The organism is Pauljensenia sp. UMB0895, assembly GCF_030218905.1.
Taxonomy (GTDB): domain Bacteria; phylum Actinomycetota; class Actinomycetes; order Actinomycetales; family Actinomycetaceae; genus Pauljensenia; species Pauljensenia turicensis_A.
Genome location: NZ_JASOQR010000005.1, coordinates 20,766 through 33,698 on the forward strand (window position 1 = coordinate 20,766; position 12,933 = coordinate 33,698).

A 12,933-nucleotide genomic window follows, 5' to 3' on the forward strand; every position below is an offset into this window, starting at 1 on the left:
GCGTTCGGTCAGATGACAATGTGAACCGCTGAGATTAGGGGGCGGGGGTGTTCTGGATCCAGAACACCCCCGCCCCTTCGTATTGCTCGACGCTTCACATCTCGGTCGATGCAGGCGTTGACCGAGGCCCTTTCAGATTGGCCACGTCTCCATTCGCCATGCCGCGTCCCAGAACATCCATTCGTATCGGCTGGCCTGAACGAACGCGTCCCTCATGCGCTGGCGCTGGAGTTCTACAACGCCTTCGGCCACGCGGTCAACGATCCCGCGGACGATCTTGGTTTCTTCCGCAAACACGGGGTTTGCGTACATTCCAATCCAGTCACCGTAGGGGTGTTTTTCAAGGTCGCCGGCAGTGTCGAGGAGCTCAGTCCCCACCACTTGGTAGATCCAGAAGCAGGGCAGAACCGCTGCGGCAGCAATCCCGTATTCGCCGCTGGCAAGCTGGGCAGCCAAGAAGTCAGAGTAGGCACGACACGTTGGCGAAGGCGTTGCCGCTGCCATCACGTCGACGTGCGACGCGTGGAGCTCTCGCTCAACCTTGATCGAATTCGCCGATGCTTCGGCCCAGAACACCAGGTCATCCGGATCGTGCGCAAAAGTGGCGAGACCAGCAAGAGCTTTCGCGTATGCAGCTAAATACAGGGCGTCTTGGACCATGTAGTAGTTGAATTTGTCTTGGCTGAGGCTCCCGTCACCGAGACCTCGAACGAATTGCCCCTGGTCAATCGCTTTCTTAATGGGGGCGATCTCTTCCCACAGTTCGTCAGTGAACATCATTGTCCTTCATCATGTCGTTATTCCACAGCGCGTAGAAGTGGTGGACGGGACCGTGCCCGTGTCCGACTCCAAGCTCATCAGCCTGTTCGATCGCGCCCGTCAGGTACGCCTTCGCGCGCGTGACAGCTTCGAGCCACGAGTCGCAACGCGGGCGAAGAGCCGCAATCGATGATGAGAGCGTGCATCCTGTTCCGTGCGTATTCTTCGTGTGAATACGGTGAGCGGTCAGAATATGCGGTTCTGAGTCACCTTCGCCGAGGAAGACATCGCAGGCTTTCTCATCCAGGTGACCACCCTTCACCAGCGCATTCTTCACGCCTAGCTCGCGCAAAGCGAACGCTTGCTCCGTCATCTCATTGACGTTGGTTGCCCAATCGGATTCAAGAAGAACCGCTGCCTCAGCAAGATTCGGTGTAATCAAATCTGCGACAGTGCACAACTGCCGAACAGTGGCGATAGCCTCGTTGTCCAATAGGGGATCACCCGAGGTTGCCACCATCACCGGATCAAGCACCGTGTAAGGCAACCGCGGAAGGTATTCGCCAACAAGGCGTGCCAAGTCTGCAGTTGCCAGCATCCCGATCTTCGTTGCATCGGGAGCAATATCGTCAAGAACCGTGTCTAACTGGAGTTTGACGAAATCAACGGGAACCGCGTGGACTCCGGCCACGCCCTTCGTTGATTGTGCGGTCAGAGCGGTAATGACGCTCATCGCGTACGCACCATTGGCGCTCATCGCTTTCATATCAGCCTGAATACCTGCTCCACCCGAGGGATCAGACCCGGCAATCGTCAAAGCGGTCACTGTAGGAATCATCGATCACTCACCCCCGTCGCTTCCTGACGACCAGCGTCGGGAGCGCTGCTCCACGCATTCAGAAGATCGCGAGCAGCCTGCTTCGGATCCTCTGCGCAACAGATTGCCGAAACCACGGCACCACCATTCACACCACGCGCTTTCAAAGGCGCCATGTCATCGATACCAACACCACCAATAGCGACACTTGGCATAACGGCAAGGCGCGCAAGCCGTTCACACCCGTCATAGCCAAGGACATCGGGCGTATTCGTCTTCGTTGCCGTGGTGCGCAGAACCGAGAGGCCAACGTGATCTGCAACGCCTTCGCTTGCCGCAATCCGCGCCTCTTCATCAGTCCCAACAGACAATCCAAGGAACGCGACCTCGCCGATCATTTCACGCACAACCTTCGCGGGAAGATCCGATTGACCAACGTGCACACCCGCAACTGGGACACCCAATGCGCGAGCTGCGAGGAACACATCCACCCGGTCATTGACGATCACGGGAACCTGGTCGCCGACCGCATTCGCTACTTCGCAGACCTCATCAAGGAAGGGACCGCCATCGGAAGTCTTCGCGCGAAGCTGGACGCACGTTGCTCCACCTTCGACGGCGGCTTCAACTGTTTCACGAACACTCCGCCCCATCGATTCGCACTGCTCAGCATCCGTCACCAAATAGACCCGCAGGTCAGGAGCATTCCTCATGACAGCGGAATCCTGTCAAGGTCGTCTGTCGAGACCAAGTAGAGCGAATCAAGGAAGTGCATCTGGAACGTACCCGGGCCCGACGCTTTCTCTTGAGCAATCTCACCCGCAGCAGAGTAGACGGCGTGACCGGCAGCAACCGCTTCCAGCGGCGTCACCGCACGCGTCTTCGCCGCACCGACGAAAGCAGCGAGGAACGCACCCAGCGCACAGCCACCACCGGTGACGCGAGTCAGCATTTCTGCACCACCACCAACACGAATAATCTGATCTGCGCTGACGATTGCGTCGGTTGCGCCGGAGATTGCAACAACACTGCCGTAGTTGCGCGCAATGAGCTGGGCTGCTTCGAACGCTGATTCAACCTCGTCGGAGGCATCGACGCCACGACCACCAGCTCCCTCACCCGCAAGCGCGATGATTTCCGAGGCGTTACCTCGAACAACAGTCGGCCCCATTGTCACCAGCTCACGCGCAAGATCGGTGCGATGCACCAAGGCACCAACCGCAACCGGATCCAATACCCACGGAACGTCCGCTGCGACCGCAGCTGACGCGGCTTCACGAGCAGCTTCACGCTGTTCGGGGGTCGGCGTTCCCAAGTTAATCAGCAGACCGGACGCGATCGACGCAAACGGTCCCGCTTCGCCAACAATGTCGACCATTGCAGGGGCAGCGCCGATGGCCAAAAGGACGTTTGCCGTAAAGTTTGTGACCACTGAATTGGTAATGCACGAAACCAATGGGCTTGTTTCTCGGACAGCTTCAAGAGCCGAAGATACGATGGCACGATCCATCATTGACATTCCCTTCGTCAGAATTATCTCGACAGGTTCAACGGGTTTTTTCTCAGCCTGTGGCACCCCGTGTCACGCCATCACGTTAGCAGGTTGGACGCGGTTTCAGAACGGTCGTCTGCATCTGTCCACCGGTGTTTATCCGATTGTTCAGCCCTCGTCATGGATGCGCCTAGTATCGAAGACATACGCTTGAGAGGTCGTCTGCTCGGTCAAACCGAGCGATTCGATCCGATGTTCTTCCCATTCTTTAACCTCGGTAAGCCCCGGCTCATTTTGGCGATTCTCAATATCTCCTAGCAGGTTGCGGTAGGTTCCAATGTCGTGCGCAACCAGATTCTGTCCCTGTTTTTCGGCCGGGATGTACGTTTGCCCGTCAAAGTGAACGGTTGTCACTCCTTGGGAAGTCGCTCCCCCGTCGAGTGCTGGCACCAGGTCTCTGGTGTTCTCTAATGCGAGGACGTGGACGTGCGAAGGAGTCTGCGATCCGCCAATCGGGGACCCCGCTGTCAGGGCTGATACGACGTGGTAGTTCTGGTTCACGTCGCTACTGGTCGCCAGTTGAGCGGCAATAATGCCTCCTTGCGAATGACCAACGAATTCGACGGGTTCATCCGCTTTGATTCCAGCCATTTTCATCGCCTCTAGGACCGCGCGCGATTGGTCGGATTCACGCCCTGCTACCCCCTCAAAATTGGTGAGCATATCCTGCGGGTTACTTCCCCCGACGCTCCACTTCTGAGTACCTCGAATGACGACTGACCAGGACGAACGTGTTCGTGATCTACCCGGCGATGACGCATCGGAGGGAATCGGAGTGCTGTGTCGGATGATCTTGATTTGCCCTTCTTCGCCTCCTGAATTCAGTCCTGAAAGTGACTCCAACAGTTGTGATGGTTTCCGCGGAGTTTCAACCGTGGAAATAGGAGTAGGGGTGCTCATTGCAGGTCGAGTATCGGGGGTAGAAGGGGTGACCACGCGCTGAGTCGGATGCGAACGGATCGCACCAACCCCCTGCCCCACTCTACCGACGATCGACAGAACGGAGAGCGCGAAAGGCGTATGCGGACTCGCCGCTAATATGGGAGCGAATCCTTCTTTCACTGCTTTGATAATCCGATGTCCTCTGCCGGCTCCCGACGAGGAGCCTGTCTGAATTTCCACGCCCGTGACATTTCCGAAGAACAGTGCACCAATTCCGGACGACCACGATGCGGCGTACCCGGCGACCTGCTTCGTTGAGCTTCCGGGCACACCGCGCCGAGCGCCGAAAAGATGCAGAACGCCGAAGGAGAACGCGTCAAGATCGCGTTCAAAACGAAGTGCCGTTAAACCATCTGAGCGCCCGAACATGAACGCCAGGATCGCTGATAGGACATCAAGGTTCCGCGAGCGCACATCCCATGTGTTTTCCCTTAGCCACTGTGCAATCATCGGAAAGCCTGGTGCAGGCTCTGTGAGGTTCGGCTGCGAAAGATTCAGGTTGAAGATGGGACTGTCGTTGTGGGTTGATGACAAAAGCGCAACCGCTCGCGAGTCTGCGCCCGAATAGATGGCTGCACAGTAGGCGATCGAGTCGGCGAATGCGGACAGTTTGGCGCGAAGATACGTCATTAACGAGGCCACTTCTTCTATCGCACTAACAGCCGTGTATGCGGTGGGGCTGAGCCCGATGCCCAGGCGTGCATGATCCTGAGCCGACCGAGTGGAAGCGATCAATGCGGATAGCGACTCTTCACTCTTGCGAAGCCGGGTACATGCCCTGATCAACGCATCCGTGTCAACGTGCGTTGGCCCGCTTGTCACAACAATTCTGTTCATATCAGAACACACCTGATGACTCAGAGAACGTATGCGAAGCAAAAGAGGCAGGCGTATATGCGCCCAGCGATAACGGATTTGTTGTTTGTCCGGGCATCAGAACAACGCTGGCTAGCTGACACTCAGCAATCGCCGTGTCGAGCGCTAAAAGCGCATCATCTCCCGAGTCCATGACCACTCCGAGCTGTCCTAAAAGCACCAAGAGGTCATCTCGAGCTGCATCTGCAGCTCCACCCTGCCAGTCTTCGAAGCGCTCACATGCAACGTCGCCGTGTATGTCTTCAAGCACTTTGCATACGCTCCGCATTGATTCGCGAGCGACCTGCATATTGCCTACTTCATCCACGGATCCTCCTTCCACTCCCCACGCTAGAAGGACAGTGACAACGAGGAAAATCGAGGGAAGCAAAATTGTGGATAACCAATTTCAGGGACGAGCACCTGTGGATATCCTCGTAACAATTGCAGCCCCTAAGGAGTAACACCGTGGAAACGTTCCGGAAAACCGACCATCGGCCTCAGAAGATCTCCTATGAAGTGACAGCGCTCTTATGGCTCGCGGATGCGGGCGATCAGGCAACGCGGATTGTTCCCGTGCTCGATTACGGGAAGACCTGGCTCGAAGAGCCAGTCCTGTCTCGCATCCACGCAACCCCGCGAATGGCTGAGGAATTTGGACGAGCCCTGGCGTATACGCACGCAGCGGGCGCGCCTCATTTAGGCGCTCCACCGCCCGGGCATACAACCGACGGGTGGATGGGTGAAGCTCCATTGCCTCTCTTAGCCGATGGGGGTAGCGCATCTTGGGGACAGTACTACGCCAAATACCGGGTTGAGCCCTATATTGACTGCCCAGCTTTTAGCCAGACAGACCGCGAGCGCCTGCATCAATTCGCTGAAAAACTCGCGTCCGGGGTGTTTGATCATGACCAACCCGCTCTTGTCCGTTCCGGGGAAGTATCTCGACTTCATGGAGATCTGTGGAGCGGAAACGTCATGTGGACACCCGATGGTGTCACCCTTATTGATCCAGCAGCCCAAGGGGGTCACGGCGAAGAAGACTTGGCGATGCTCGGTGTTTTTGGTTGCCCTCATCTGGAAACAATCCGCGATGCGTACGCCGAAGCGTCACCTCTTCAGGATGGCTGGCGCGAACGCATCGGGCTTCACAGTCTTCATATTCTGATCATTCACGCCTATCTTTTTGGCGCGTCCTACCGATCAGATGTGATGCAGATAGTGAAGAAATACGGCTAGTACAACAGGTGGGAGCCCCACCGGGTCGAACATGTGCCACGTGCTGAATCAGTACGCCGATTGTGCTCCGAATTGAGAATCCGTTTCGGCACTCGCTTCACTGTCGCGCAGGGAGATCTGAAGGGCCTCGTTCAGAGCACTCCGGATTGCTTCAACGTAAATCTGGTGCCCCTGATCCGTTGCCGGGTGCACGGAGTCTCCGGCAAGATCCTCGGGGTGACGGGAAATGGGGTTCGCCCAATCGGCCGCGAACACGTTCCGGTAGCGTGTTGCTGCACGCCAAATCGTGTCATTCGACGGCGGGATCCACGTTGTGCGAGCAGGACCGAATGCAGTGACCAGGATGAGCTTTCTCTCTGGCCCGATCTGGGCAACAAGTGCGTCAATCTGGTCGTCTGTCACGACAGCATTCGTTGCCAGTGAGATGACGACGTATTCGCGAAGCAAGCCCTGCGCATTCAAAGAATCGATGATGGGACCAGCAGCAAGAACAGAACGCGAGACCTCGGCGTCAACGTAGACACCCGGGAATGCTTCGCTGAGCGCAGCCGAAGAACCCAGGGTGACCGAGTCGCCAATAATCGTGATTTCTTCGCCAGTGACCTGTGGCTGCGTGTAGTCGTAGCGGCGGATGAACTCTGGTTCACCACTTTGTGCGCCAGACTGTGCGTCACTTTGGGTCTCGCTCTGCGACTGGTCGCCCGACGAGGCCGCATCCGCGGACTGCGAGCCGGACGTCATCGCATCGCTGGCAGGAGCCGACATTGCTCCCTGTTCAATGGCGATTTGAGCGCTCGACTGATTCGGCGAGAAGCAAAGTGCAACCGCAAACAGGGAGGCAATCACCAGTACAATCACGGCGATGACGATGCGTACTTTTCCAGTGAATGTCAGAAAACCTGACCACACGATACGGCACCACTGAAGGAAGCCGACGCGACGAATTGGAGTCTCAATAAACCTGTACGACAGCGCGGCGAAAAGAACCGATGCCACTGACACGAGCGTTGCCGACATTGACAGACTCATCTGGGGAGCCACGTAGAAAGCGAGCACCCACAACGGCCAATGCCACAGGTAGATTCCGTAGGATCGTTCTCCCAGCCACACCAGGGGACGTAGTTCAAGCACCTTGCGAAGCAGGCGGGCAGTCCCGGCGTAGGACACGTCGGGAAGCAAGCCACGGATAGTGAACGCCGTCGCCAAAGACACGATGACCATGCCCCACGGGTACATGAAAGACTCCGGCAACACGGTCATCAGGAACATCGTGGCAAAGAATGAGATGACGCCGAAGAAGCCTATATATCCGGCATGTTTGGCGCGTTCATCGACCATTTGCATGGCGTTGGGGACGGCGAATGCGAGGGCCGCGCCGATCATCAGACCCCACAGGTGAGTGTCTGTTCCCATGTATGCGCGCGAAAGGTCTTGGCCGACTAGGACAGCGTGCCATGCGGTCGATGCTCCGCCGATTCCAAGAGCGATCCAGATTCTGAGGTGTTTCGGTAGCCGAACCAGAAGAAGGAGGATCAGTGGCCAGATGACGTAGAACTGCTGTTCAACGGCGAATGACCATGCGTTGGTCAGGAGCAGTGGCGACTGTTGCTCGAAGTAAGAGGCGCCGGAGATGATTTCAAGCCAGTTGTACGTGCCGGTGAGCACGCCGACGACTTGGCGAGGGAGCGCAACTAGCGCATCCGTCCCGCTGAGCAGAGCAAGGATTCCCGCACCAATACACGTCGTGACCGCCGCCGGGACAAGACGCCTGAAACGTCGAATCCAGAAATGACCGATCCCAAGTGAACCGGTTGAATCCAATCGGTCTATCAGCAACAAGGTGATGAGGAAGCCCGATAGGACGAAGAAAATGTCGACGCCCGCGAACCCGGCTTTCGCATACTGCGGGAGCAGGTGATAGACCAGAACGAACATCGCTGCGATGCCACGAATGCCGTCGAGTCCCTGCAAGCGTCGTCGAGTTGTCAGAGTTGGCGTCGGTTCCGATGGGGTGGACGAGGCCGCGCCTACTGACGAATCCCCTTCGTTATCCGAGTGCGCGGACTGAAAACCACCACCGGATTGACCGGAGGATTCAAAAGCACTCGGGCTCGGAGTATGGGGGTTCGTCACGCCCAAGATTTTAGAGTATCCACCATCGGGACACCCCATCGGGTGACGCACCTCAAAAGGTCAGACCCTCTCACGTTGAGTGGCCTCATCCCCTATCGACCTGCGGATACACTGTCCCGCTGACTATTCACGCGCACCCGAATATGTCCGGCATCATTACTTTCGTTGCGCAACACCGTTTCTTAACCACGCGCCAACATGAAAAGATGACACTATGAGCGCAAACTGGATTTCCCTTTTCTCTACCGATCATGGTTACGCCGATCTGGCAGCATCTGGCGAACCTTTGTCTCCGCTTGACGGCCGCTACCGCGCAGCCGTTGCACCTCTTGCGAATTACCTGTCCGAAGCCGGCTTGAATCGTGCGCGCATACACGTCGAGATTGAGTGGCTGATCCACCTGCTCGACAACACCGTCCTTCCTGGCGCGCCGACCCTGACCGACGCTGAACGCGACTACCTGCGCGCACTGCCCCGCGATTTTTCCGCCGACCACATCAAACGTCTCGGCGAATTCGAGGCCGTCACCCGTCACGACGTGAAGGCCGTCGAGTATCTGATCCGCGAGCACCTGGAGAAGGCCACCGGGGTCCTCGGCCCCGATTCCTCGCTTCCGCACCTGCGCGAGGTCGTCCACATTTTCTGCACCTCGGAAGACATCAATAACCTCGCTTACGCGCTCACCATCAAGGCTGGCATCGAGCAGGTGTGGCTGCCCGCCGCCCGCGAACTGCAGGCTCGACTGCTGCGCCTCGCTGAAGCCGGCGCAGACGCTCCGATGCTGGCACACACGCACGGTCAGCCTGCAACGCCCGTCACCATGGGCAAGGAAATGGCCGTGTTTGCCCACCGTTTCGCTCGTCAGCTGGCACGCATCGAAAACACCGAATACTTGGGCAAGATCAACGGCGCCACGGGAACTTGGGCAGCGCACGTCGTTTCCGTCCCGAACGCTGATTGGCCGGTCCTCGCTCGCAACTTCGTCGAAGGTTTGGGCCTGACCTGGAATCCGCTGACCACACAGATCGAATCTCACGACTGGCAAGCAGAGCTCTACTCCGATGTTGCGCGCGCCGGACGTATCGCACACAACCTGGCAACCGACTGCTGGACCTACATTTCGATGGGCTACTTCCACCAGAACCTCGCAGCGCAGGGCTCCACCGGTTCGTCGACTATGCCCCACAAGGTGAACCCGATTCGCTTCGAGAATGCCGAAGCGAACCTGGAAGTCTCGTGCGCACTGCTCGATTCCTTGGCATCGACGCTGGTCACCTCGCGTATGCAGCGTGACCTGACCGACTCGACGACCCAGCGCAATATCGGTGTTGGCCTTGGGCACTCGATCCTCGCGTTCTTCAACCTGGTTCGTGGCCTTGACGGCATCGACATTGACGTTAACCGTATGGCTGCCGACCTGGATGCGAACTGGGAAGTTCTCGGCGAAGCGGTTCAGCAGGTCATGCGCACCGCGTCGATCGCCGGCGCGACCGGAATGACGAACCCGTACGAGCGCCTGAAGGAGCTGACCCGTGGCCACGAGGTCGGGGCCACCGAAATGCGTGAGTTTATCGCCGGCCTTGGGTTGCCCGCTAAAGAAGAAGCTCGCCTTTGTGCTCTCACACCCGCAACCTACATCGGTCTGTCGACCGAAATGGCACACTGGGTGAACGACGAACGCTGATCCGACTGATCGCATTAGTTTCGGGAGTGAGCAATCTGCTCACTCCCGAAACTTTTACACCTTGACCTTTGAATCGATGCGCTAGCGACTGGGCGCGATCGAAACAATCAGGACACGGAACTCGAATCTTCCGAGACCACCACTCCCGGGTGAAAAATCTTATAGCAATATCAACTTTTACAAAAGCTAAGTTTTATAGTCGTTCGGCCGGACTGTTAATCCTATAATTTTAGACTTAGATCACTTACCATATTTCTTCTCCAACTTCTCAATATCAGAGATATCAACCCACTCTTCAGAAAATCCACATTTACAACATACATATCTTTCTACTAAAATAGAAGACAGAGTAGTTAGACCTATAGGAATATTATTCCCTGCACCATAAGCTCCAACTTTACCTGGTATAAATAAAATATTGTCACTTCCACACTTTGGGCATTTGCCGGATTTTTTCATAAGATTTTGCCTCCTAAAATTCTACTTTCTATTACTTTACTTTCGCATTTTTAGATTAATTTTATAATTCATTCCAAAAAGCCTACTAATTTATATTTTATTTCTCTAGTAGAGGGCTTGAAACCCAGTATCCACCGTTGCTATCTGCCGTTGTCATAATTATGACACGAGACCCCCATCTGCGGTCGAAGACTTCCGTGGAGCGAGCTCTGCCAAGAGCATCGCGCCCACCACCAGCGAACCACCTGCGAACAGTCGCCACGTCAAATGCTCACCACCAAAGAGGATCGCGAAGATCGCTGCGAACACGGGCTCCGTCGTCATAATGACCGCGGCACTAGTCGCAGGAATTCTTGACTGCGCCCATGTTTGAAGTCCCACAGTTACGATGCCGGCAATGACCGCCATGTAGATCATGACCGCCCAGCCGTTGATTCCCGACGGCAGGACGATTCCACCTGGCAAGGCTGAAACACCACAGATCACACCAAGAGCAATCAGCTGAATGGCTGCCAAATCAAGACCGGATTCCTGACCAGCCCACTGATCAAGAAGCACAATATGAACGGCAAACAACACAGCCGAAATGAAGGTCAGTCCCTCACCAAGCCCGACGCTCAAACCGTTCAGAGACAAAATCGACAGTCCAGTAAACGCCAAGACCAGCGCAAACACGACGGGTTTTGAAATCGGCGTCCGGAACGCGATGAAAAGCAACAGTGGCGTCAGGATCACGTACATGCCCGTAATAAAACCGGACACCGACGCATCTGCCGTCTCCAGGCCAATCGTCTGCACGATTTGCGCCACGGCGAAGACCGTGCCCGCCATCAATCCGCGCTTCCACGTGGTGACAGGAGCTCGCAGAAGTGTGCGGCCTCGTAAAACAAAAATCACCAGCGCTGCAATGAAGAAGCGGACGCCCAGGAAGTCCAGCGTCGGAATCGCCGTCAGGATCCCCTTGATGATGAAGAACGTCGAGCCCCAGATCGCGGTCACACAGATCAGGGCCAGCATTGCAATGGCATCAACTCGGGTTTTCATCACGCCAGCCTAAACCAGGCGCTTGCACCGGCGCGCGCACGTCCACTTGAAGGTTCGGTATCGAAACACAACACTGCGACGAAACCACTTGCCAGGCGTTGCACTGATTGACACCATCAATTTATGACAGTGTCGCAGCAAGAACTCCTAGTGAGCCACATTTCCATGGCCAGGCTCAAGCCGTATTTGAAGCGCACGGGAGGGGACATTCCCAAAAGCCTGGAACTATACTGTTGGCACGCCGAACTGGCGTCCGATGTTCACTTCATTCTGGGGATGACCGAAGTTTTTGTTCGCAACGCGATGGATCGGCAACTTCAGGCGTGGAACCGCAAACAGGACCCTGAAGCGACCAGTTGGCTTCTTGAGGATCCAGCTCCCCCGCTCGATAAGCTCTCTGCTTCAAAGCGAAGCCAAGCGTTGAACTGGGCGAATAAGGAATCTAAACAAAAACCGAAGGCTCACTCTCGCAAAGACCAGCCATCGCATGATGACGTCCTGTCCTGCGTCATGTTTGGAATGTGGGCGGATCTTCTTCCTCATCATGGGACAATCACGCCGTCAGATTTGGCCAGCTTGGAGGCAGAGAAGCATCGTCGCGCGTTGTGGAGACAGTGTCTGATTCACGCTTTCCCGAATGAGAAGGACCCCGACGGGTCAATCACCTACGGAAGGGTGGCGCGCCTCCACAATCTGCGTAACCGCGTTGCGCACATGGAGTTCCTGTTAGACGACGACATTGACGCGCGCATGCATGATGCCTTCAAGTTGCTTGAGTCGATCGATCATCGCATTGCCGTGTGGGTCGGTTCGAAGAGCACGGTAAAAGACACCTTGAGCAGGTGCCCCATCTAAGAATGCGCTGGCTGAAGGCTGTTTTCAGGGGGCAAGAGCGCCGTGCAGATCATCGCGGGACGCAAGGTGCCTGACGATTCGCGCACAAGCGTGAGCATCGGAACCCGCTTCGTGGTGATTCAGACTAAAGGTCGGATCACATTCGTGAAGAACAGTCGGCAACGCGTAATTTTCGAGGCCCGGAAGCATTCGTCGTGCCGTCAAATACGAGCAGAAAAAATGGTGGGGCAAAGAAAGTGTCCCAAAGTAGTCGTCCAAGTCTTTCCAGACTCGAGCGTCAAACATCGCGTTATGAGCGTAGACGGGGAGATCGCCAACGAAGCGTGCGATCTGGTCAGCGATCTGATCCCACATTGGAGCCGTCGCTACTTGACGCGGGCCGATTCCGTGAAGCCATGTGAATTCGAAGCGGCTATAACCCTGCGGGGGCTGAATGAAGGTCGAGAATTCGTCAGTCACCTGCCCGTCTTCCATTTTCACCAATGCCACCTGGCAGGCGGAGACTCCGCCACCGCGATTAGCAGTTTCGAAATCGACGGCAACAAAAGACGGTTGCGTCAAGAAGTGCAGGTTGGGAATGTATTTCGCATTAAA

13 protein-coding genes are annotated in these 12,933 nt (G+C 56.2%); 3 read left to right on the top strand and 10 right to left on the bottom strand.

From position 1 onward, the window contains the following. Positions 1–132: 132 nt before the first annotated feature. The 6 genes from QP503_RS04010 to QP503_RS04035 all read right to left on the bottom strand — a co-directional run bounded on the left by QP503_RS04010 (position 133) and on the right by QP503_RS04035 (position 5,253). Positions 133–780 carry a TenA family protein gene (locus QP503_RS04010; RefSeq protein WP_207326461.1) on the bottom strand — a complete coding sequence of 216 codons (648 nt, stop codon included), beginning with the start codon at positions 778–780 and terminating at the stop codon, positions 133–135. Continuing rightward, a complete protein-coding gene (gene thiD, locus QP503_RS04015; protein WP_006680513.1) occupies positions 767–1,597 on the bottom strand; it encodes a bifunctional hydroxymethylpyrimidine kinase/phosphomethylpyrimidine kinase in 831 nt (276 codons plus the stop codon). The genes QP503_RS04010 and thiD overlap by 14 nt, the downstream gene beginning before the upstream one ends. Continuing rightward, positions 1,594–2,289 (bottom strand): thiamine phosphate synthase, encoded by a 696-nt coding sequence (gene thiE, locus QP503_RS04020; RefSeq protein WP_285084481.1) that lies wholly within the window; start codon positions 2,287–2,289, stop codon positions 1,594–1,596. The genes thiD and thiE overlap by 4 nt, the downstream gene beginning before the upstream one ends. Further along, positions 2,286–3,089 (bottom strand): hydroxyethylthiazole kinase, encoded by an 804-nt coding sequence (gene thiM / locus QP503_RS04025; RefSeq protein ID WP_006680515.1) that lies wholly within the window; start codon positions 3,087–3,089, stop codon positions 2,286–2,288. Before thiM ends, thiE begins: the two co-directional genes overlap by 4 nt. A 147-nt stretch (positions 3,090–3,236) precedes the next feature. Beyond that, positions 3,237–4,907 carry a hypothetical protein gene (locus QP503_RS04030; RefSeq protein ID WP_285084482.1) on the bottom strand — a complete coding sequence of 557 codons (1,671 nt, stop codon included), beginning with the start codon at positions 4,905–4,907 and terminating at the stop codon, positions 3,237–3,239. A gap of 1 nt (position 4,908) precedes the next feature. Continuing rightward, positions 4,909–5,253 (bottom strand): hypothetical protein, encoded by a 345-nt coding sequence (locus QP503_RS04035; RefSeq protein WP_006680517.1) that lies wholly within the window; start codon positions 5,251–5,253, stop codon positions 4,909–4,911. Positions 5,254–5,393: 140 nt separating this feature from the next. Between QP503_RS04035 and QP503_RS04040 the strand changes: the two genes are divergently transcribed. Continuing rightward, complete coding sequence (locus QP503_RS04040; RefSeq protein ID WP_285084483.1) at positions 5,394–6,164, top strand: fructosamine kinase family protein; 771 nt, start codon at positions 5,394–5,396, stop codon at positions 6,162–6,164. Between the two features lie 48 nt (positions 6,165–6,212). On the opposite strand, the gene QP503_RS04045 is transcribed toward QP503_RS04040, so the two are convergent. Continuing rightward, entirely contained in the window at positions 6,213–8,297 is a 2,085-nt protein-coding gene (locus QP503_RS04045; protein ID WP_285084484.1) for an acyltransferase family protein, read from the bottom strand. 214 nt (positions 8,298–8,511) lie between these two features. Here QP503_RS04045 and purB point away from each other — a divergent pair, with 214 nt between their 5' ends. Beyond that, positions 8,512–9,981, top strand: a complete 1,470-nt coding sequence (gene purB / locus QP503_RS04050; RefSeq protein ID WP_006680520.1) for an adenylosuccinate lyase — start codon at positions 8,512–8,514, stop codon at positions 9,979–9,981. Between the two features lie 240 nt (positions 9,982–10,221). Here purB and QP503_RS04055 read toward each other — a convergent pair whose 3' ends face one another. Further along, positions 10,222–10,440 carry a hypothetical protein gene (locus QP503_RS04055; protein ID WP_006680521.1) on the bottom strand — a complete coding sequence of 73 codons (219 nt, stop codon included), beginning with the start codon at positions 10,438–10,440 and terminating at the stop codon, positions 10,222–10,224. Between the two features lie 159 nt (positions 10,441–10,599). Then, positions 10,600–11,484 (bottom strand): DMT family transporter, encoded by an 885-nt coding sequence (locus tag QP503_RS04060; protein WP_103632917.1) that lies wholly within the window; start codon positions 11,482–11,484, stop codon positions 10,600–10,602. A gap of 123 nt (positions 11,485–11,607) precedes the next feature. Here QP503_RS04060 and QP503_RS04065 point away from each other — a divergent pair, with 123 nt between their 5' ends. Continuing rightward, positions 11,608–12,339, top strand: coding sequence for a hypothetical protein (locus QP503_RS04065; protein ID WP_285084486.1), 732 nt, complete (start codon positions 11,608–11,610; stop codon positions 12,337–12,339). Positions 12,340–12,363: 24 nt separating this feature from the next. On the opposite strand, the gene QP503_RS04070 is transcribed toward QP503_RS04065, so the two are convergent. Continuing rightward, complete coding sequence (locus QP503_RS04070) at positions 12,364–12,900, bottom strand: 3'-5' exonuclease (RefSeq protein WP_219810984.1); 537 nt, start codon at positions 12,898–12,900, stop codon at positions 12,364–12,366. Positions 12,901–12,933: the final 33 nt, after the last annotated feature.